Below are 18,819 nucleotides of genomic sequence, written 5' to 3'. Positions count from 1 at the left end.
GCCCTACTCCGCGCTATCCCGGGGAGCCTTGGGAACCTTTGGCCGCACGAGAGCATGGCTGTCGCGCAGAAGCTGCTCCACGAGCTCGTCCTCCACGAACCCGTCGAGCACGATGGTGATCCAGTGCTTCTTATTGAGGTGGTAGCCGGGGTGGATGTGCCCGGGAAATTCCTCCCGCAGCGCGCGCCCTTCTTCGGGGTCGCACTTCAGCGACACGCTGAACGGGTCACCGGCCAGCGCGCTGAGGGCGAAGATCTTGCCGTTGCCGCTGGTCTTGAAGACGCTGATCTCGTCGCCGAACGGAAACGTCTCGGTGGCCTGGGGCAGGCTGAGGCAGAACTCAACGAGGGCGTCCGGGGTCATGTCTGTGACACTAGCGACTTCTCCCGGACTAGTCAGCACTCGGCGAGGCCTCAGGCCGGAACGCCGACCATCGCGCCGGCGGTCAGCTCCACCGACCGCAGCCGGTCACCGATCTGCTGCGACGCGTGGGCGAGGATCAGTTCGTCGGCCTGGGTGGAGGTGGTCAGCTCCTCGAGGAACGTGCGCACGTCCGTGGGGGTACCCACGGCCGTGTACCGCATCATGTCGGCCAGGCGGCGCCCCTCCGTGGTGGTGAGGAAGGCATCGATCTGGTCGTCGGAGTACTCCGGCGATGCCGGTCCGCGGGCGATCATGCTGCGCACCCTGGAGCGACGCATGATCTCGAACTGCTGCGTGGCATGCGCCCCGTCGTCTGCCGCGATCACGTTGGCGGCCACCATCAGGTAGGGCTCGGCGAGCTGCGCCGACGGTCTGAAGTCGCGCCGGTAGGTGGCGACGGCCTCAAACAGCGAGTCGGGTGCGAAGTGCGATGCGAACGCGTACGGCAGGCCCAGCGCGGCCGCGAGGCCGGCGCCGAAGAGGGAGGACCCCAGGATGTAGAGCGGAACGTTGGTACCGGCTCCCGGCACCGCCCGCACCCCGGGGATGATCGATTCATCGCGCAGGTACGCGGCCAGCTCCATCACGTCCTGCGGAAACTGGTCGGAGGCGCGCGGGTCGCGGCGCATCGCCCTGGCGGTGGTCTGGTCGCTGCCGGGAGCCCGGCCCAGGCCCAGGTCGATGCGGCCGGGGTACAGCTCCGCGAGGGTGCCGTACTGCTCCGCGATGGTGAGCGGCGAGTGGTTGGGCAGCATCACGCCGCCGGATCCGAGCCGGATGGTGGAGGTCTGGGAGGCAACGTGACCGACGAGCACGCTGGTGGCCGACGACGCGATCGTTGGCATGTTGTGGTGCTCGGCGTACCAGACCCGCTGGTACCCGTGCTTTTCGGCGGTCTGGGCGAGCGCGACACTGGCGGCGAAGCTTTCCCTGACGGTCTGCCCGGGGGCGATAGGGGCGAGGTCAAGTATGGAGAGCGGTGTCGTCATGTTGGGGGTAACGGTTTTCGGGGCCGAATCGATACCCGCATTCACCGAATCCGACCGACACCCGGCAGGAACCGACCGACCCTGGCCGCGTAGTCCGAGTAGGCGGGATGCTCTTCGAAGAGCATTTGCTCCTCCCATCGGGTCTTTCCGGCCAGGAGCCCGATCAGCGCCACCCACACCACGACGTGCATGAGGGAAGAGCCGATCACGACCAGTCCCAACCCTCCCGACATCAGCCCTGTGTAGATGGGATTGCGCACCACCGCGTAGACCCCGTTGGTGGCCAGCGGGGCGTCGTCGCGCGGTATCGGGCTTGCCGTCATGGCGGGGCCGAGCGTTGTGGATCCCTGCACCGCGAGAGCCACCCCCACCGCGATAAGCGCGATCGCTGTGGCGACGACAAACCCGTTCACCGGCCACACTGTGCCATGCGGCAGGACGAGAAGGCCTACCAGCAGCACGATCTGCACAAAGACGAGGCCGGAGGCGAGCGCACGTTTCATGCACCGAGAGTACGCCCGCCGACCCGTGCTGGGCAGGGCACCCGACGCATCCCGCCCGCACGAGAAACGGCCCGCGGATCAGATTCAGGGAGCAGTGCTCCCCAACCTGGCCCGCGGGCCGTTCACGTGATAATTGAGCTTGGTCGGTTAGTACCAGCCCACAGACTCGGACTTGGACCAGGCCGCGCACGGCGTGCCGTAGGTACCTGAGATGTAGCCCAGGCCCCAGGAGATCTGGGTGGAGGCGTTCGTCGCCCAGTCCGATCCGGCCGAGGCCATCTTGCTGCCGGGCAGCGCCTGCGGAATGCCGGTGGCACCGCTCGAGGCGTTGTACGCGTTCACGTTCCAGCCGGACTCCTTGTCCCACAGGCTGACGAGGCAGCCGAACTGGTCGGCGCCCCAGCCGTACTTGGCGCTCATCATGTCGCGGGCGACGGCCTGAGCGCCGCTCGGGTTGGTCGGCGCCGACGGAGCGGGAGCGGTGTTGGCCTTCGGGGCGGCCTTGGCGGCCTGGGCAGCCTTTGCGGCGGCGGCGGCCTCAGCGTCGGCGGCCTCCTGGGCGGCAGCGGCGGCAGCGGCCTCCGCGGCAGCGGCAGCGGCGGCCTCAGCGGCAGCCTGCTCGGCGGCGATACGGTCGAACTCTGCTGTTGCGGCCTGCAGGGGCGGCAGCTCTGCGTTAGTTTGCTCGACGAGCTCGTAGATGCGCTCTGGTGCGAGGTACTTGAAGTTGGTGAGCATCGCCACCGGAGTCGCCACCTGTGTGGCATCGGCCTTGTTCTCGGCCGCGGTGATCACGGTGCTCGCGCCGGTGATGGTGTCGGTGGCGGCCTTCTCGGCCCGGGCCTGCTTGATCTCGCTGTAGGCCTCGAGCTGCTCCACGTGCGCGGCCGAGACGGCCGCGGTTTTGACTGCACGATCGTTCTGGGCGGCCATCGCCGGCTCCAGCACAAATCCCGTGCCGACCATGGCACCGATGGAGAGCACCGCGAGCGCGGCGGCGGAGCGACGGGTGACGCGCGTGCGATGGGTCTTCGACGCGCGGGTCTCAAGGGGCGTTGCGGGGATCACGGCTGTTGCGGATGTAGCGGGTGTCTCGGGTGTTGCTGGAGTGCTGGAAGTCACAGTTATGTATGTCTCTCACTGAGCGAATCGCATGTACGAGGGCGCAAAGCGGTTCTTATTCGACGTTCCACAGGCGGGGGCCCGCCCGGGCGAAGTCACTACCCTGCAATATGTTTCTGCATGGATCCTCACTTTTTGCCGGGAAGTTCCCCCCAATCCGGGTACCCCTATTGTGTCCCGGGCGGTGCACTGGATCACTTCTCGATACCTGATGAGGACCCGATTCGGGCCTCAGAAAGCCGGTCAATCCGGTCGAAGGAGGGGCCCACCGCGACCCAGAAACCCGTTAAAGATTTTTCGCAACCCCCTTGAAATATCAGCCGCTAGGTGGATAAAAGTCACGATTCGTGGGAGAAAACAGGCCGCAGCACGAACAGACGCACCACTCGTGGGGACTCGCGCTCATAGGCGCGGTAGCCCGGCCAGACCGCTTCGATGCGGCGCCAAGCCGCGTCGCGGGACTCGGGGCCGATGAGGGTGGCCCGCACGCGAAGCCGGCGACCGCGGACGACGATGTCGGCCTCGGGATGCGCAAGCAGATTGTGTGTCCAGGCCGGATGTCGATCGCGCGCGAAGCTCGTGCCGGCCACGATGGCCCGGCCGTGGCCGTCCGGCGTGTACATCAGGGCTGACTCGCGCGGAAGGCCGGATTTTGCGCCGGTGGAGTGCAATACGAGCGAAGGGACGAGCAGCGCGCTCAGCTGCACCCGTCCGCCGCTGAGCCTGTGCAGGACTCGTTCGATCGGCGGCAGGACCGACGGCGCGAGGACCCTGAATAGTCGGGTACGGGTGAGCGGCGCGGCGAGCGAGCGAACCAGGTGCACGACGGTGGACATGCGGCCAGTCTGGCCCTGTTGCCCCTGAGCCGCCGGCGACCCGCGTCCGGTATCGGTCATCGGCGTCACTAGAGGCTTTGGACTCCCCCGAACGGGGGTAGCGATTGTTAGCGTGAGACTCCCCGTCCACCCCGTACTACGTCCCCACCCACCAGGAGCCTGCATGCTGTCCCCCCAGTCCCACCCCCTCATCGAAGCAACGCTCCCCCTGGTCGGCGAACGGCTGCCCGCCATCGCCACCGGGTTCTATGCCCGAATGTTCACCGCGCATCCCGAACTCTTCGACGGCTTGTTCAGCCGCTCGAATCAGAAGAGCGGTGTGCAGCAGCAGGCCCTCGCGGGCAGCATCGCCGCGTTCGCCGCGCATCTCGTGAAGGACCCCACCAGTGCGCCGGAGATCATGCTCTCCCGCATCGCGCACAAGCACGTCTCCCTCGGCATCCTGCCCGAGCAGTATGACGTGGTCTACACCTACCTCTTCGAGTCCATCGCCGCCGAGCTCAGCGACGTCATCACGGCCGAGATCGCGGATGCCTGGACCGAGGTCTACTGGCTGATGGCGCACGCCCTGATCAAGCAGGAGACCGGCCTGTACGCCGCCGCGGCCAGTGACAAGCCGCTGGCGCCGTGGACGGTCACACACCGGGAGCCCGCCGGCAGCGACGCCGTGACGTTCACGCTCGTGCCGTCCGATGACACCCCGGCGTCCGCCTCCCGGCCCGGCCAGTACGTGGGGGTCACGGTGCGGATGCCCGACGGGATCCGCCAGGTGCGCCAGTACTCGCTCTCGGCCGGCACCGGCACCACGACCCGGGTGTTCACGGTGAAGCTGGACAACGACGGGGAGGTCTCCCCCGTCCTGCACCGTGACGTGCGAGTCGGCGACCAACTGACCCTCTCCAACCCGTGCGGCGACATCACCCTGAGCACGGGCAACGGCCCCCTGGTGCTGGCGTCGGCCGGCATCGGCTGCACCCCGCTGGCGTCGATCCTGCGCTCGCTGGTGGAGACCGGGTCGGACCGGAAGGTGCTGGTGCTGCACGCCGAGAGCACCATCGAACGCTGGGCTCTGCGCGAACAGATGCGCGCCGACGTCGCCATCCTGGAAACGGCCGAGCTCGAGCTCTGGCTCGAAGCGCCGAGCGCCCTGGACACCGCTCACGACGGCTTCATGTCGCTGGATTCGGTGACCATCCCGGACGACGCCTCGGTCTACCTGTGCGGCCCGCTGCCGTTCATGCGGGCGATACGCGCCCAGGCACTGGCGTCCGGGGTCCCGGCCGCCCGCATCCACTACGAGGTCTTCGGCCCCGACCTCTGGCTCGCGAGCGCCTAGCCACCGTTGTGCCGGCGCGGCGCCATGGTGAGGGCAGCAATCTCCTTCACCCGGGGCCGCGCCCGGCCGTCTCCCCGAACGACGCCCGTGATCCAGCGGAACCGCAGCCCCGCCGGCGTCGCGGAGACGCTGGCGAGGCAGTTCTCGAACCACGGTCCCCGGATCCCCCACCACCGAAGCGGCGACACGGGCACCCCGGCCGACCGGGCAAGCATCTCACTGGGCCGGTTCGCGATGGCGTAGGACAGCACGGCCGAGAACGACCGGAGTGGCAGGGCCAACGGGTTGCGGATCGGCGAACAGACGGCCTGGATGATGCGGCTGCCCGAGCTGCGCTCCACCTCGGCGACATAGGAGTAGTGCACGTCGCCGGAGAGGAACGTGATGGTGTCGGGGGCCGGGCCACGTTTGCCGTCGGCCAGGTCGGTGGCCATCTGCGCCACCCGGCGAAAGCTCGACTGGAAGGCCGCCCAGTGTTCGAGGTCGAGGGCCTGGCGGAGCTTCTCGCTGACGGCGGCCATCGGAGCACCCCAGGCGCCCTCGGCGGTCGCCTCGTTCCAGGCCTCCAGATTGTGCAGCCCCGTCGGCAGCAGGAAGGGCAACGACGTGCCCACCAGCAGATGGCGGAACCCGCCGCGCATCCGCTCGTCTAGCCAGCCGGATTCGTCGTCGTCGATCAGGGCCCGGTCTGCGGGGTCGAGCCGCCGCGCAATGCGGGAATCGATCACGATCAGGCGGCTGTCGCCGTAGTCCCGGCAGTAGCTCCAGCGATAGCAGGCCGGCTCGGCGGCGGCGCGCTCGACAAAAGCGTCGAGCCTCTCACTGAGGTCGAGCTCGGCGTCGCCGTCGTGGCTGGCGAGGAACCGCCAGATCTCGTCGACCTCCCGGTCGGCGGGCGACAGGTTGCCCAGGTGCTGGTACACCCAATACGAGGCCAGCCCGGAAACCAGCCTCCCGTGCCACCAGGAGGTCTGTTCCATCTCGCGCTTCCAACTGAGCGACGCGTTCCAGTCGTCGCGGATATCGTGGTCGTCGAAGATCATCGCTGTGGGCACCGTCGACAGCAGCCACCGGTTCGCCGGGTCGGACCAGGCCAGGCCGTAGAGGTGCGCGTACTCCTCGAAGTCGGCCAGCTCCTCGCCAGGCGGCTCGGTGAGGTCTCGCCGGGCGCGGATGAACTCCTGCATCTGCTCGCTCGTGGTGTCGGCGTAGACCTGGTCGCCCAGGAAGAGCACGAGGTCGGGCCAGGAGAATTGGCCGGGCAGCGCGGCCATCTGCAGCGCGTAGCTGCGAAGGGCATCCACACCGTGGCTGCGATTGCCTTTCTCGTCGTGCGGCACGCTGGTGCGGCAGGAGCCGAATGCCAGCTTCAGGGGCGCGCCTGGCGTGAGCGTGCTGATGACGGATGCAGGAAAACGTGACGGCAACGGCGGCCAGACCTGCACGCCGTCGATGTCGACCGCATATGGAGAGGTTGTGCCCGGTGCCAGGTCGTCGACCTGCACCAGAGCGTAGTGATGCCCGTGCACGGCGAAGGTTCGCGCCGACCACATCCTGGCATCGGCCCGCACCGTGACCTGCCCGGCCCGCGCGGTCTCGACCCACACACTGGCGGAGTCGGTATCGACGTAGCGCAGCATCGGACCGAGGATCAGCGCCGAGGTCGTCATGGCAGAGGCGTAAATCGCCGAGTGTAGCTCTCGGCCAGAGCGGTGAAGAAGGCCGATCGCGCCGGGTAGTAGTCCGCGAACGCGGGCGCGGTGCGGGGCCCTGCAGCCGCCTGCACAGCCGTACCCCGCACAGCCGCAGCGAAGAGGTCCAGGTAGTACTCCCAGCCCGGCCCGATCTCACCCAAGCTGTCCACCCCACTGAGATGGTGGATCAGGCTCAGGCGGGTCGACCCGGCCTTCTCGGCGAGGACCAGTTCCAGCCGCCAGTCACCCTGGTCCTCGAGCATCGACAGGGCCAGGCGGGTGGGCCGCTCGCACGCATCGACGCGCATCGGTAACCACGGTTCGCCGTCTTCGAAGCGCATCTGCACGCGGATGGTGTGGCCTGCGGCACCCTTCCCCTCCCAGGGGCCGTACCACTCCGTCGTTCGGGCGGGGTCGGTCAGGGTCGCCCAGACGCCATCGATGTCGACCGCGAAGCTGCGGCTCAAGACGAGATCCGGGCCGCTGTCCCCGCGCACCAAACGCGGATCGTCCGGGCCCGCCTGCGCCCTGTCCACGTCGTCGGTTGTCATGTCGTCAGGCCTTCCTCATTCAGTCGGCGAGGATCAGGTACAGCGCGCGGCGCACCTCATCGAGCTTCTCGGTGGCGGCGGCACGCTGGGTGTCGGTCGCCGAGGAGCGGAACTGGTGCACAACACCGAAGAGCTTGCCGACGCTCTCGTGGAAGGCGGCGTCGGAATCCGACTGCCCGGGGGTGGCCTCCCACGCCTTCTTGAGGTCGTCGGCGTGTTCGGCCAGGTAGGCCCGGCCGGCTTCAGTGAGCTCATAGTCCGTGCGGCGCTCGGTGCCCGTCGGTGAGATGAGCTCCTCGTCGACGAGCTGCTGGAGGGTCGGGTAGATGGAGCCTGGGCTGGGGCGCCAGGCGCCGCCGGTCTTCTCCTCGATGGCCCTGATGAGCCCGTAGCCGTTGGAGGGACCGTCGGCCAGCAGCGAGAGGATCGCGGAGCGGACGTCGCCCTTGTTGGCGCGACGTGAGCCACGGGGACCGCCGGGGCCGAATCCCGGGCCGAAACCGCCGAAGCCGGGCCCGCCGGGCCCGAATCCCCGGCCGAAACCACGACCGTGGCCCTGGGGCGAGTCGTGGTGGGCGCGGCTCATCCCCGGGCCGCAATCAGGGGCACCGAACTCGGGGCTGCCGGACTCCGGCTGGTGGTTGTGGTGAAAGCGCTTCATGATCGTTTTCATCCTTTCGCGAGGTCGTGCTTCGCGGGTGTCGCGAGCACGCGTCGCGGAACTTCCACGACACTCAACGATATATCGCTGAGTGTCGCGGAGTCAAGGAACTCAGCGGATCAACGGTCGCGCCTGTCGTCGCGCCGGTCATCCCGACGATCGCCGCGGCGGCGTACTCCGTGGGCGACGACGGCCGCCGTTCCCACTGTGGCTGCGGTGCGGGCCACGGGTGCCCCGATCACCCCTGGGCGACCGACCCGTCTGCGTGCGAGTGGCATGTCAGGCTCCTTCCGTGTCATCGGCTTCAATGGCGGCGAGCAGAGCCTGCACCGGAATGCGCCCGCTGGCCACCAGCTGACCGCCGGCGTGACGCACCGACGCGCCGAACGGGGCGGCCCAGAGGTTCTCCCAAACCAGGAGCGCCGCGGTGCTGCCTGGCTCAATGGCCTCGGCCGCGGAGATCACGTCCTCCTCGCTGAGGAGGGTGGCCAGTTCTGTTTCGAAGGCGCGGAGTTCACCGAGTTGGCCGTCCTCGAGATCCGAGAGTTCAGCGATTTCCAGTGCGCCGTCCGCGTCCTTCGTCAGGATCAGCAGGTCCAGGATCTTCACCAGGCCCCGGTCCACGAGCGACGTGATCTCCGGCGCAATCGACCCGTTGAAGGTGCTGCCCGGAAACTCCACGACGATCCAGTCCACCGGCCCGAGTTCATCGATGGTGTCAGTCATAACCCACTCCATTTCGCTTGGATGATGCGAACGATGAGCACAGCCGGGCAAGGAACCGGTGTGCGCCGTCGTCTCCGGCTGCCGGAGGTGTCAGTGTCCAGCCCTCCGGCAGCGCTCGCGTCACCCGCGATGGGTGAAGGTGGGTCAGAGGGTGGGCAGCACCTGCTCGCGCACCTTGCGGCGCAGCACCTTGCCGAGCATCGTGCGCGGGGTGTCGGTGATCTGCACGATCCGGCGGGGAATCTTGTATGCGGCCAGGTGCTCCCGGCAGTGGTCCTGCAGGGCCTTTTCGTCCAGCGTCGCGCCGGGTTCGAGCTCGACCGCGGCGACGACCATTTCACCGCCACGTTCCAGCGGCTTGCCGAACACGGCGGCATCCGTCACCGACGCGTGCAAACGCAGTACAGTCTCTACCTCGGTGGGCGCCACGTTGAAGCCGCCGGTGATGATCAGGTCCTTGGCCCGGTCGACGATGGTGGAGAACCCGTCTTCGTCCACGGTCACGATGTCCCCGGTCCGCAGCCAGCCGTCCGGCGTCAGGGTCTTGGCGGTCTCCTCAGGGTTGTTCCAGTAGCCCTTGAACACCTGCGGACCCTTGAGCAGCAACTCTCCGGGCTGGCCCTGCTCCACCTCAACGGTCGGGTCATCGGGGTCGGTGACCTTCATCAGGGTCGAGGAGAACGGGATGCCGACAGTACCGGGGCGGCGGGTCGGGTGGAACGGGTTGCCCATCGCCACCGGCGATGCCTCGGTCATGCCGAAGCCCTCCACCAGCAGTCCGCCCGACACCGATTCCCACAGCTCCACGACATGGTCGGGCAGGTTCATCGCTCCCGAGATGCAGAAGCGGCAGGAGCGCAGCGAGATGCCACGTTCCTTCGCGGCGAGCGCGGTGCGCTCGTAGATCGGCGGCACCGCGCAGTACACAGTTGCGGGGGTCTTCTTCATGGTGTCGAGCACGGTCTTCGGATCGAACTTTGGGAACAACACGATCAGGGCCTGCTTGTGGATGCCGTAGGTCAGATACAACGTGAGGCCGAACGAGTGGAACATCGGCAGGATCGCGTAGAAGACCTCCTTGCGGTACTCGGCGCCGTGCATCCAGGCCTCGCCCTGCAGCGCGTTGCAGTGCAGGTTGTAGTGGGTCAGCATCGCACCCTTGGGGCGACCGGTGGTGCCGGAGGTGTACTGGATGGCCGCCAGGTCGTGCAGCGCCGGACGGGGGTGGGTCGGGTCGATGCGGCCGTGGCTGAACAGGTCCTTCCACGGGGTCGTACCGGCCGCCGAGCCCGTGAGAGCCGCCCGGGACTCGCGCAGACTCTTCACGGGAAGGTAGAGGGCCAGCCGTTTCACGGTGGGGAAAGCCTGCAGCAGGTTGACCGAGACGATGTGATCGATCTCGATGTCGGCCGGGAACGCGCGCACTGTCGGGGCGACCTTGTCCCAGGCGATCACGATGCGGGCCTGGTGGTCTTCGAATTGGTGCCGCAGCTCCGGTGACGTATAGAGCGGGTTGTGTTCCACGACCACGCCGCCCAGGCGCAGGACGGCGTAGAACGCCACGACGTGCTGCGGGCAGTTCGGCAGGATCAGCGCGACCCTGTCGCCGGCCCGCACCCCGAGCAGGCGCAGACCCTCGGCAGCCTTGTCGATCTGGGCGCCGAGTTCCGCGTAACTGGTGCGGCGTCCGAAGAACTCGAGCGCCGGATGGTCGCCGGCCTCCGCGACCGCGTGCTCGAGCATCTCCACGAGCGAGGTGGTGGGGTAATCGATCTCGGCGGGCACGCCCGGCTGATAGTGCTTAACCCAGGGCTGTTGCTCAGTAGTGGCCATGCAGACATCCTCCCGCGATCCGCTTCAGAGGTGTGGGCACAACACGGCCCAAGGCTGAGCACGTCCGTGCAGACCCGACAGATATTCCGGCGCCAGCGGTTGACCGCCGCCCTCACCCGGTGGCACGGTGTGAGCGAGCAGCGGCGCGGTCAGTGACAGCGGACCCGTCGAGACATCGAAGGAGACACCATGCCCACAGTCAGGTCGCGCGATGGCACCACGATCGCCTTCGACAGTCTCGGTACCGGGCCCGCCCTCATCCTGGTGGACGGCGCCACCTGCTACCGCGACGCCGGGCCGATGCGCCCTCTGGCCGCCCTGATGGCCGACAGCTTCACCGTGTACGTCTACGACCGACGCGGCCGCGGCGCCAGCGGCGACACCTTGCCGTTCTCGGTCGACCGGGAGATCGACGACATCGCCGCTTTGATCCGGTCGGCCGGCGGTCACGCGGCCCTCTTCGGCATGTCCAGTGGCGGCGCCCTGGCCCTCGCGACCGCCGCCCAGCTCGGTGCGGCGGTCAGCGAGCTGGCCGTCTACGAGGTGCCGGTGAGCATCGACCTGGACCCCGTCGTCACCACCTACTCCCGGAAGCTCGCCGCCGCGCTGGCCGCCGGGCGCCGCGGAGACGCCATGGCCCTCTTCCTGGCCCGGGTGGGCATGCCCGCCGAGCAGATCGAGGGGATGCGGCAGACGCCGATGTGGGCCGGGTTCGAGGCGATCGCCCCGACGCTCGCCTACGACGATGCTGTTCTCGGCGACGGCCTACTCCCCTACGACCGGATCGAAGCCGTCCAGGTCCCCGCGGTGGTGCTCAGCGGCGAATTCGCACCGGAGTTCATCCGCGAATCGGCCAGGGCCCTCGCCACCGCCCTGCCGAACGGCAGGCACGTGGAACTCCCCGGCCAATCCCACGACGTGGACATCGCCGTTCTCGCCGCCGCGCTGCACGAGAGCCTGGACTCTCAAGCCAGGCGGACCGTCAATGAGCCCGAAATGCCGTCGACGACATGATCACACGGCACGGATTTCTCGCTCCCGAACGGGGTGAGCACTTCGACCGGCTACCGTAGTACTATGACGCCTCCTGATTCAACTGCACCGACCGAGGCAGCCACTGCCCGCCCGACCATCACGTTCTCCGAGCTTGGGCTCAGTGACTCCGTACTCAAAGCCCTCAAAGACGTAGGCTACGAGACTCCGTCGGCCATCCAGGCTGCCACCATTCCCCCGCTCCTCGACGGCCGCGACGTCGTCGGACTCGCCCAGACCGGCACCGGCAAGACGGCAGCCTTCGCGTTGCCGATCCTCTCCCGCCTCGACATGTCCCAGAAGAGCCCGCAGGCCCTGGTGCTCGCCCCCACCCGCGAACTCGCCCTGCAGGTCTGTGAGGCCTTCGAGAAGTACGCCGCCCACATGAAGGGCGTGCACGTGCTGCCCGTCTACGGCGGACAGGGTTACGGCATCCAGCTGTCGGCGCTGCGCCGGGGCGTTCATGTTGTCGTCGGTACTCCCGGCCGCATCATGGACCACCTCGAAAAGGGCACCCTCGACCTCACCCAGCTCAAGTACCTGGTGCTCGACGAGGCCGACGAGATGCTCAAGATGGGCTTCGCCGAAGACGTCGAGACGATCCTCGCCGACACCCCGGACGACAAGCAGGTGGCCCTGTTCTCCGCCACCATGCCCGCGCAGATCCGTCGCATCTCCAAGCAGTACCTCAATGACCCCGAAGAGATCACGGTCAAGAACAAGACCACGACCTCGGTCAACACCACCCAGCGTTACCTGCTGGTCTCCTACCCGCAGAAGGTGGACGCGCTCACCCGCATCCTCGAGGTGGAGAACTTCGAGGGCATGATCGTCTTCACCCGCACCAAGAACGAGACCGAGACACTCGCCGAGAAGCTGCGTGCACGCGGCTACTCCGCCACCGCCATCAACGGCGACGTGCCCCAGGTGCAGCGTGAGCGCACCGTGGAGCAGCTCAAGAGCGGCAAGCTGGACATCCTCGTCGCCACGGATGTCGCCGCCCGCGGCCTCGACGTGGAGCGCATCAGCCACGTCATCAACTACGACATCCCGATCGACACCGAGTCGTACGTGCACCGCATCGGCCGCACCGGCCGCGCCGGCCGCAGCGGCGCCGCGATCAGCTTCGTCACCCCTCGTGAGCGTCACCTACTCAACGCCATCGAGCGGGCCACCCGCCAGCCGCTCACCCAGATGCAGCTGCCCAGCGTCGAAGACGTCAACGTCACCAGGCTCGCCCGGTTCGACGACGCGATCACCGCTGCGCTGGAGGAGACCGCTCGCATCGCCGCGTTCCGCGACATCGTGGGCCACTACGTGGAGCACCACGACGTGCCCGAGGCCGACGTCGCCGCCGCACTCGCCGTGGTCGCCCAGGGAGAGACCCCGCTGCTGCTCAACGCCGACGACGTGCGTGCTGCGGCGCGCTTCGACCGGGAGCGCACCGAGCACCGCGACCGCGACCGGCCCGCACGCAACGACCGTCGGGACGACCGGGGCAGCCGCGATGACCGCGGCAGCCGGGATGACCGCCCGCTGCGCAGCGAACGCCCCGAACGCCGCTCACGCGACAGCAGCCGGGCCATGGCCTCGTACCGCATCGAGGTTGGCAAGCGTCACAAGGTGGAACCACGCCAGATCGTCGGCGCTCTCGCCAACGAGGGTGGCCTGAGCCGGGAAGACTTCGGCGCGATCCAGATCCTGCCCGAGTACTCCCTGGTGGACCTGCCCGCCGACCTGACCAGCGATGTGCTGGGCCGCCTCTCGGCGACCCGCATCAGCGGCAAGCTCATCGAGATCCACGCCGACAACGGCGCCTCGGCCGGCCGCAACGACCGGCCGCAGCAGGGCGACCGCTCCGAGCGCCCGCCGCGCCGCTACTAGGTCACACCAGCTCACACACGGGCGGGGATTCTCCCGACACCCCTCATCCGCTCGCCGGATTGACGGTGTGTCGCGAGAATCCCCGCCTTTCGCCGTAGCCGCCCTATCATCAACCCATGACGAGGGCTGCGACGGATGGTGACGCCGGGCTGGCCGCACGGCTGCGGCAACATTTGGGCCCCAGGCATCCGGTGGCCGCCGTCGCCCAGGTCTCGCCCGGCGGAGTGGTGCTGGCGAGCGTGGGCGCCGGGCTCGACGCCGACTTCGAAATCGGCTCCATCTCGAAGGGCCTCACCGGTCTGCTCTACCGTCAGGCCTGTGAACTCGGCGAGATCGGCGCAGAGTCCACTCTGGGTGATCTGCTCCCACTGCCGCAGGGCCCGGCCGGGCCTCTCCGGCTCGCGGCCGTGAGCAGGCACGAGTCTGGACTACCCCGCCTGCCGCGCTCGGCGCAGCCGCTACGTCGCGCCCTGCGGTTCCTGCGCACCGGGGAGAACCCCTACGGCGAAGATCTCACCGAACTGCTGACACAGGCGCGCACCGTGCGGCTCTCCTCCACGCGCCGGCGCTACTCCAATTTCGGCTTCGAACTGCTTGGCCATGCCGTCGCCCGCAGCGCGGGCCTCGACTACGCAACCCTGCTGCGGGAGCGACTGACCGAGCCGCTGGGTCTCACGTCGATGTACGCACCCGCGACACCGGCCGAGCTGCGACCCAGCGCGCTGCAGGGCACAAGCCGGTCGGGCCGCCCGCGGCCGGCCTGGACTGGAGAGGCGGTGGCACCGGCCGGCGGCATCCGTTCGTCGATCACCGATCTCGCCCGGCTCACCCAGGCGTTGCTGGAGGGATCCGCGCCCGGGATCTCAGCTCTCGATCCGGTGGCGCCGATCGCCCGCCGTGGGGTGAACATCGGGGCGGCCTGGATCACCCTGTCGGTCAGGGGCCGATCGATCACCTGGCACGACGGCGCCACAGGCGGCTTCCGTTCCTGGCTCGGCCTGGACCGCGCCGCCGGCACGGGGGTGGTTGTGCTCACCGCCACCTCACGCTCGGTCGACCGCCACGGCTTCGCGCTGCTGACGGAGCTCACCGACGCGCACTCTTAGCGGGTTAGTGAGCAATGCTTTAGTCTGGAAGGTGCACGGGGAGCACCAAGCGAACCCCCTGTCATGGAGCCTTCCTTGAATATCACTCCCCTGACCTGGATCATCACCATCGGCGTGACGATCGCGTTCTTCGCCTACGAGTTCTTCGCGCACGTGCGGAAGCCGCACGAGCCCACGGTGGGCGAGTCCGCCCGCTGGTCGGCCTTCTACATCGGCCTTGCCCTGCTGTTCGGGGTCGGCATCGGCGTGGTGTCCGGATGGCGGTACGGCGGCGAGTACTTCGCGGGCTACCTCACCGAGAAGGCGCTGTCGATCGACAACCTCTTCGTGTTCCTCATCGTGATGGCCGCGTTCTCGGTGCCCAAGGCGTACCAGCAGAAGGTGCTGATGTTCGGCATCATCATCGCCCTGATCATGCGTGGCGGGTTCATCGCCGTGGGCGCGGCCCTGATCGAGAACTTCTCCTGGGTGTTCTATCTCTTCGGTGCGCTGCTGTTCGTGCTGGCATACATGCAGGTGCGCGGCCACGACAGCAATCCGGCCGACAACCTCTTTGTGCGGCTGGCCCGCCGGGTTCTGCCGGTCACCGAGGAGTACGACCGCGACAAGCTCACCACCAAGATCAACGGCAAACGCTACGTCACCCCGATGCTGCTCACCATCATCGCGATCGGCTTCATCGACCTGGTCTTCGCGATCGACTCGATCCCCGCGATCTACGGGCTCACCTCGGAGGCCTACATCGTCTTCACCGCCAACGCCTTCGCGCTGATGGGCCTGCGCCAACTGTTCTTCCTCATCGGCGGACTGCTCGAGCGCCTGGTCTACCTGTCCCAGGGCCTGGCCGTGATCCTCGCCTTCATCGGCCTCAAGCTCGTCTTCCACGCCCTGCACGTCAACGAGGTGCCGTTCATCAACGGCGGCGAGCCGGTGCTGTGGGTGCCCGAGATCCCGATCTGGTTCTCGCTGGTCTTCATCGCCGCCACGGTCACCGTCGCGACCGTCGCGAGCCTGGCCAAGACCCGAGGGGACGCCGCCAAGGCCGATCGTGGCCGGGTCGACGGCGAGCCGATCGCCAAGGCCGAGGACTCGCACTAGCCGAGCATGATCGCGTCGAGGTTGTCCACGCTCTCGCCGGTACTGCGTCGGCCTCGACGCACAGCCAGACCCGAAGATCATGCAGGCCACGAGCAGCATCGCCGCCCTGGCCCGGGAGCGCCTCACCGGGTCGACCCGGCCGGATCGAGGTATCCGAGCACGGTCACGCCGTCGGCGCGATAGATCGGCACCCGCCCATCAGCGCCCGAGGATTCGACAGCATCGGCGGTGGCGCCGAGGAGGACGAGCTTCGCCGCGCGAAGATCGCTGCGGAAGGCGTACCCGGTCTCGCCGTTTCTGCACCCCTTGTGGCCGAGCGCGCCCGCTCTAGCGGGCGCGGTGGGCCACACGTGGTGCACCGAGCACCACCTGGCGCCGAGGAGCAGCACCGAGCGCCCGGACACAAGCGCGCCGGTTACCGGCCGGGAAGTACGATCCGATCGTGATCCCACGGGTCGGCCCAGCCGAGTTCGTCGAACATGCGCGAGAGCACGATCGCGGTGAAACCCCAGACGAGCCGGTCACCCACGGTGAACGCCGGCGCCCGATAGACGGCGTCGCCCACGGTGTGCTCGGTGTTCGCCCGGTTGGCCGGGTCGAGCAGATCCGCCACGGGCACCCTGAAGACATCCACGGTTTCGGCATGGTCCATCGCGGCCACCTGGGAGGGTCGGGTCCACCAGGCCGGCACCGGGGTGACGAGATGGTTGCTCACCGGCACCGGCATTGCTGGCAGCGTGCCGAGGGGTTCGAGGCCGGCTGCGTCCAACCCGGTCTCCTCGACGGCTTCCCGCAGCGCCGCCGCGATCGGGCCCGCATCGGATGCTTCGAGCCGGCCGCCCGGGAAGGCGATCTGACCCGGGTGACTGCCCAGGGTGGAGGCACGGCGCAGCAACAGCACGTCGAGATCCCTCGGAACCCGGTCTGTGCCGGCGGGCGCCTGCGCCGGCACCGCATCCAGCACACCGAACAGCACGAGAACCGCGGCCCGGCGAGCGCTGCCCAGATCGGGGAGGTCGCGGCTTCGGCCGGTCCCCCAGTCCAGCCCGCGCTCGCAAAGCGCCGCGAGTTCGGCGCGCGGGTCGTTCGAGATGACGAGCATGCTTCCACCATACGCAGCCCGGTCGGCACCGGGGCTTCGGCCCTAACCCAGCAGGCCGAGGGTGACCGCGCGGCGCACGGCACCCATGCGGGAGGTCACATCAAGCTTCGTGAAGATGTTGGACACATGCCGTTTCACGGTCCCCTCGGCCAGCGAGAGCTGCAACCCGACCTCCCGGTTCGAATAGGCCAGGGCCACCATGCGCAGCACCTCGAGCTCCCGCGACGTGAGGATCAGCGCTGCGGATTCGGTCGTGGGGTCAGCCACCGGACGCGCCGCCTGCACCGTCCTCACGACGGAGAGGAGATCACGTGACGCAACGGTCTTCTGGAGGTATCTGGCTGCCCCGGCCGCCTTCAGCTGTGCCTCGAGGATCCGGTCCGCATGCATTGTCAGGATAACGATGGCCGTGCCCGGGTGCATCCGGGTCACCCAGCGCACCGTCGTTTCGGCCGGCGCACCGGGGATCTCCACGTCCAGCAGCAGCACATCGGGGCGCAGCGTCGCGACCAGCTCTGTCGCATCCGCACTCGTCGCTCCCTCTCCCACTACGTTGAGCGCCCCATCCCTGGCGAGGATGCTGTGCAGGCCCTCGCGGAACAAACCGTGGTCGTCGATGATGACGACGGTCCGTGGCGCGGTCACGCTCTTTCCTCGACGATGGGCAGGTCCAGGGTCACCACGGTTCCCGAGCCGACCGTGGTGACAATCACGAGCTCGGCGCCGATGGCCTCCGCTCGTTCGCGCGCGCCGATGAGCCCGAGAGCTCCCGGGCGCACGTTCGCGCGCACGAATCCGATGCCGTCGTCCCGCACGGAGACGGTCACCGACGTGGGCGTCCAGGCCAGGTCGATGCGAATGGAGGATGCCCTGGCATGGCGTCGAGCATTGTGCACGAGTTCCCGAACCACAATGAAGGCCTCCTCCTGCACACCCGTGGTCAGTCGTCGCGGGCTCCCGGCGTTGGAGACGATGACCGGTGCCACTCCGTCGGCGGCGTCGTCCGCGTAGTCGATGAGGGCCTCGTGCAGCTGTTTCGATCCCACCTGGTAGCGCAGTTCGGTCGCGATGGCCTGCGTTTCGTGCAACGCCAGCTGCAGGGCCTCCAGCGCGGCACGGATGTCCGCCGAACCGTCGTCGTCACGCTCGGTGTCCGCGAAGCCGGAAAGTTGCAGGCGCTGGTGGGCGACGGCGATGCCGTGGGCGACCCTGTCATGCAGGTCCCTGGAAATGCGAAGCCTCTCTTCGGTGTGGGCTCCGGACAGGCGCCCGAGGAGAACGTTGACATAGCTGGTGGCGGCGGGCACGACATTTTCCATGATGGCGTGGTGCAGGCTCAGCGCCACGGCGGCGGTCTCCCATCGGCCGGGCAACACCTCGGTGATGACCGTCAGCGACACGTCGAAGAGCACATTCGCGGCGGCAAGGCTCTCCGCCGGGTGAATGTGCTGGTCGGCCCGGCGTCGTCCGATGTCGGCGCCCGCGGTCGCGGTGATCACCGGCCCTCGGCCGGGCGAGCGGCCGGGCACGTCGGCGGCCGCCAGGCTGCTGAAAACGCGCACCAGAATGCCCTCGACCTGCACCATCAGTTCGTCGCCCACCGTGCGGTCCGAGACCAAGGGACTGGCCTGGCTGGAGAGCTTGGCCTTCAGCTCCTCGACCACCCGCATCAGGACGGTGCTGAATCCGGCGTCCGACGGTCCGGGTGGTTGTGTTGCAGCGGGCACAGTCGTCCATTTCGTTCGGTAGGTCCCCAGCCTCCCACGCGCCGCTACCGGCGCAGGAGCCAGTCGGCCCCTGCGCACACAACGCCCCCCCGCGTTGCCCGGCAGTTCCCCCACTGTCGACGGTACGGCGCGGACGGGCCACCAACAATGTGTCGAAGGACACATACCCGGGATCGACGTTGACAGTGCCGCCATC

At 68.2% G+C, this 18,819-nt stretch carries 20 protein-coding genes; 5 read left to right on the top strand and 15 right to left on the bottom strand.

What is annotated here, in order from left to right; translation table 11 throughout:
- Positions 1-3: 3 nt before the first annotated feature.
- The 5 genes from E3O57_RS02945 to E3O57_RS02925 all read right to left on the bottom strand — a co-directional run bounded on the left by E3O57_RS02945 (position 4) and on the right by E3O57_RS02925 (position 3,873).
- Positions 4-363: an MmcQ/YjbR family DNA-binding protein gene (locus tag E3O57_RS02945; protein WP_103461032.1), complete on the bottom strand. Its 360-nt coding sequence runs from the start codon at positions 361-363 to the stop codon at positions 4-6.
- A 50-nt stretch (positions 364-413) separates the two neighbouring features.
- Positions 414-1,412, bottom strand: coding sequence for an LLM class flavin-dependent oxidoreductase (locus E3O57_RS02940; RefSeq protein ID WP_103479193.1), 999 nt, complete (start codon positions 1,410-1,412; stop codon positions 414-416).
- A gap of 41 nt (positions 1,413-1,453) precedes the next feature.
- Positions 1,454-1,915: an isoprenylcysteine carboxylmethyltransferase family protein gene (locus E3O57_RS02935; RefSeq protein WP_103461034.1), complete on the bottom strand. Its 462-nt coding sequence runs from the start codon at positions 1,913-1,915 to the stop codon at positions 1,454-1,456.
- Between the two features lie 147 nt (positions 1,916-2,062).
- Positions 2,063-2,983: a lytic transglycosylase domain-containing protein gene (locus E3O57_RS18870; RefSeq protein WP_174776301.1), complete on the bottom strand. Its 921-nt coding sequence runs from the start codon at positions 2,981-2,983 to the stop codon at positions 2,063-2,065.
- A 392-nt stretch (positions 2,984-3,375) separates the two neighbouring features.
- Positions 3,376-3,873 carry a nitroreductase family deazaflavin-dependent oxidoreductase gene (locus tag E3O57_RS02925; RefSeq protein WP_103479059.1) on the bottom strand — a complete coding sequence of 166 codons (498 nt, stop codon included), beginning with the start codon at positions 3,871-3,873 and terminating at the stop codon, positions 3,376-3,378.
- 163 nt (positions 3,874-4,036) lie between these two features.
- Here E3O57_RS02925 and E3O57_RS02920 point away from each other — a divergent pair, with 163 nt between their 5' ends.
- On the top strand, positions 4,037-5,209 hold the full coding sequence (locus E3O57_RS02920; RefSeq protein WP_103461036.1) for a globin domain-containing protein: 1,173 nt from the start codon (positions 4,037-4,039) through the stop codon (positions 5,207-5,209).
- Here E3O57_RS02920 and E3O57_RS02915 read toward each other — a convergent pair.
- From E3O57_RS02915 to E3O57_RS02895, 6 genes are all read right to left on the bottom strand, one after another.
- On the bottom strand, positions 5,206-6,879 hold the full coding sequence (locus E3O57_RS02915) for an alkaline phosphatase D family protein (protein WP_103479058.1): 1,674 nt from the start codon (positions 6,877-6,879) through the stop codon (positions 5,206-5,208). The two genes, E3O57_RS02920 and E3O57_RS02915, sit on opposite strands and share 4 nt — an antisense overlap.
- Positions 6,876-7,454: an SRPBCC domain-containing protein gene (locus E3O57_RS02910; protein ID WP_103461038.1), complete on the bottom strand. Its 579-nt coding sequence runs from the start codon at positions 7,452-7,454 to the stop codon at positions 6,876-6,878. The genes E3O57_RS02915 and E3O57_RS02910 overlap by 4 nt, the downstream gene beginning before the upstream one ends.
- 19 nt (positions 7,455-7,473) lie before the next feature.
- Positions 7,474-8,115 carry a PadR family transcriptional regulator gene (locus E3O57_RS02905; RefSeq protein ID WP_103461039.1) on the bottom strand — a complete coding sequence of 214 codons (642 nt, stop codon included), beginning with the start codon at positions 8,113-8,115 and terminating at the stop codon, positions 7,474-7,476.
- Positions 8,116-8,234: 119 nt separating this feature from the next.
- Complete coding sequence (locus E3O57_RS18605; protein WP_165787908.1) at positions 8,235-8,393, bottom strand: hypothetical protein; 159 nt, start codon at positions 8,391-8,393, stop codon at positions 8,235-8,237.
- 1 nt (position 8,394) lies between these two features.
- On the bottom strand, positions 8,395-8,841 hold the full coding sequence (locus tag E3O57_RS02900) for a DUF6325 family protein (protein ID WP_088455864.1): 447 nt from the start codon (positions 8,839-8,841) through the stop codon (positions 8,395-8,397).
- 144 nt (positions 8,842-8,985) lie between these two features.
- Positions 8,986-10,674: a long-chain-fatty-acid--CoA ligase gene (locus E3O57_RS02895; RefSeq protein ID WP_103461040.1), complete on the bottom strand. Its 1,689-nt coding sequence runs from the start codon at positions 10,672-10,674 to the stop codon at positions 8,986-8,988.
- Positions 10,675-10,863: 189 nt separating this feature from the next.
- Between E3O57_RS02895 and E3O57_RS02890 the strand changes: the two genes are divergently transcribed.
- The 4 genes from E3O57_RS02890 (at position 10,864) to E3O57_RS02875 (ending at position 15,794) form a co-directional block, all read left to right on the top strand.
- Positions 10,864-11,688 (top strand): alpha/beta fold hydrolase, encoded by an 825-nt coding sequence (locus tag E3O57_RS02890; RefSeq protein WP_103479057.1) that lies wholly within the window; start codon positions 10,864-10,866, stop codon positions 11,686-11,688.
- 63 nt (positions 11,689-11,751) lie between these two features.
- The gene (locus E3O57_RS02885; protein ID WP_088455861.1) at positions 11,752-13,590 is read left to right on the top strand and encodes a DEAD/DEAH box helicase; all 1,839 of its coding nucleotides are present in this window, start codon (positions 11,752-11,754) and stop codon (positions 13,588-13,590) included.
- A gap of 116 nt (positions 13,591-13,706) precedes the next feature.
- Entirely contained in the window at positions 13,707-14,696 is a 990-nt protein-coding gene (locus tag E3O57_RS02880) for a serine hydrolase (RefSeq protein ID WP_103461042.1), read from the top strand.
- 75 nt (positions 14,697-14,771) lie between these two features.
- Positions 14,772-15,794 carry a TerC family protein gene (locus tag E3O57_RS02875; protein ID WP_103461141.1) on the top strand — a complete coding sequence of 341 codons (1,023 nt, stop codon included), beginning with the start codon at positions 14,772-14,774 and terminating at the stop codon, positions 15,792-15,794.
- 122 nt (positions 15,795-15,916) lie between these two features.
- Here E3O57_RS02875 and E3O57_RS02870 read toward each other — a convergent pair whose 3' ends face one another.
- The 4 genes from E3O57_RS02870 to E3O57_RS02855 all read right to left on the bottom strand — a co-directional run bounded on the left by E3O57_RS02870 (position 15,917) and on the right by E3O57_RS02855 (position 18,623).
- Entirely contained in the window at positions 15,917-16,144 is a 228-nt protein-coding gene (locus E3O57_RS02870) for a hypothetical protein (protein WP_133159747.1), read from the bottom strand.
- Positions 16,145-16,209: 65 nt separating this feature from the next.
- Entirely contained in the window at positions 16,210-16,896 is a 687-nt protein-coding gene (locus tag E3O57_RS02865; protein WP_088455858.1) for a CoA pyrophosphatase, read from the bottom strand.
- A gap of 42 nt (positions 16,897-16,938) precedes the next feature.
- A complete protein-coding gene (locus E3O57_RS02860; protein ID WP_103479056.1) occupies positions 16,939-17,541 on the bottom strand; it encodes a response regulator transcription factor in 603 nt (200 codons plus the stop codon).
- Positions 17,538-18,623 (bottom strand): sensor histidine kinase, encoded by a 1,086-nt coding sequence (locus tag E3O57_RS02855; RefSeq protein WP_241990281.1) that lies wholly within the window; start codon positions 18,621-18,623, stop codon positions 17,538-17,540. The genes E3O57_RS02860 and E3O57_RS02855 overlap by 4 nt, the downstream gene beginning before the upstream one ends.
- Positions 18,624-18,819: the final 196 nt, after the last annotated feature.

It is taken from the genome of Cryobacterium sp. TMN-39-2, from assembly GCF_004402745.1.
Lineage (GTDB): Bacteria > Actinomycetota > Actinomycetes > Actinomycetales > Microbacteriaceae > Cryobacterium > Cryobacterium zongtaii.
Note: the sequence above shows the minus strand (reverse complement) of the source record. Positions and strands in the feature narration are given on the sequence as shown.

What these genes read in the sequence shown, in the direction of transcription:
- E3O57_RS02940 (WP_103479193.1), bottom strand. Translation starts at nt 1,412, where the DNA reads ATGACGACACCGCTCTCCATACTTGACCTCGCCCCTATCGCCCCCGGG.
- E3O57_RS02880 (WP_103461042.1), top strand. Translation starts at nt 13,707, where the DNA reads ATGACGAGGGCTGCGACGGATGGTGACGCCGGGCTGGCCGCACGGCTG.
- E3O57_RS02895 (WP_103461040.1), bottom strand. Translation starts at nt 10,674, where the DNA reads ATGGCCACTACTGAGCAACAGCCCTGGGTTAAGCACTATCAGCCGGGC.
- E3O57_RS02890 (WP_103479057.1), top strand. Translation starts at nt 10,864, where the DNA reads ATGCCCACAGTCAGGTCGCGCGATGGCACCACGATCGCCTTCGACAGT.
- E3O57_RS02920 (WP_103461036.1), top strand. Translation starts at nt 4,037, where the DNA reads ATGCTGTCCCCCCAGTCCCACCCCCTCATCGAAGCAACGCTCCCCCTG.
- E3O57_RS02900 (WP_088455864.1), bottom strand. Translation starts at nt 8,841, where the DNA reads ATGACTGACACCATCGATGAACTCGGGCCGGTGGACTGGATCGTCGTG.
- E3O57_RS02885 (WP_088455861.1), top strand. Translation starts at nt 11,752, where the DNA reads ATGACGCCTCCTGATTCAACTGCACCGACCGAGGCAGCCACTGCCCGC.
- E3O57_RS02905 (WP_103461039.1), bottom strand. Translation starts at nt 8,115, where the DNA reads ATGAAGCGCTTTCACCACAACCACCAGCCGGAGTCCGGCAGCCCCGAG.
- E3O57_RS02865 (WP_088455858.1), bottom strand. Translation starts at nt 16,896, where the DNA reads ATGCTCGTCATCTCGAACGACCCGCGCGCCGAACTCGCGGCGCTTTGC.
- E3O57_RS18605 (WP_165787908.1), bottom strand. Translation starts at nt 8,393, where the DNA reads ATGCCACTCGCACGCAGACGGGTCGGTCGCCCAGGGGTGATCGGGGCA.
- E3O57_RS02925 (WP_103479059.1), bottom strand. Translation starts at nt 3,873, where the DNA reads ATGTCCACCGTCGTGCACCTGGTTCGCTCGCTCGCCGCGCCGCTCACC.
- E3O57_RS02910 (WP_103461038.1), bottom strand. Translation starts at nt 7,454, where the DNA reads ATGACAACCGACGACGTGGACAGGGCGCAGGCGGGCCCGGACGATCCG.
- E3O57_RS02915 (WP_103479058.1), bottom strand. Translation starts at nt 6,879, where the DNA reads ATGACGACCTCGGCGCTGATCCTCGGTCCGATGCTGCGCTACGTCGAT.
- E3O57_RS02945 (WP_103461032.1), bottom strand. Translation starts at nt 363, where the DNA reads ATGACCCCGGACGCCCTCGTTGAGTTCTGCCTCAGCCTGCCCCAGGCC.
- E3O57_RS02935 (WP_103461034.1), bottom strand. Translation starts at nt 1,915, where the DNA reads ATGAAACGTGCGCTCGCCTCCGGCCTCGTCTTTGTGCAGATCGTGCTG.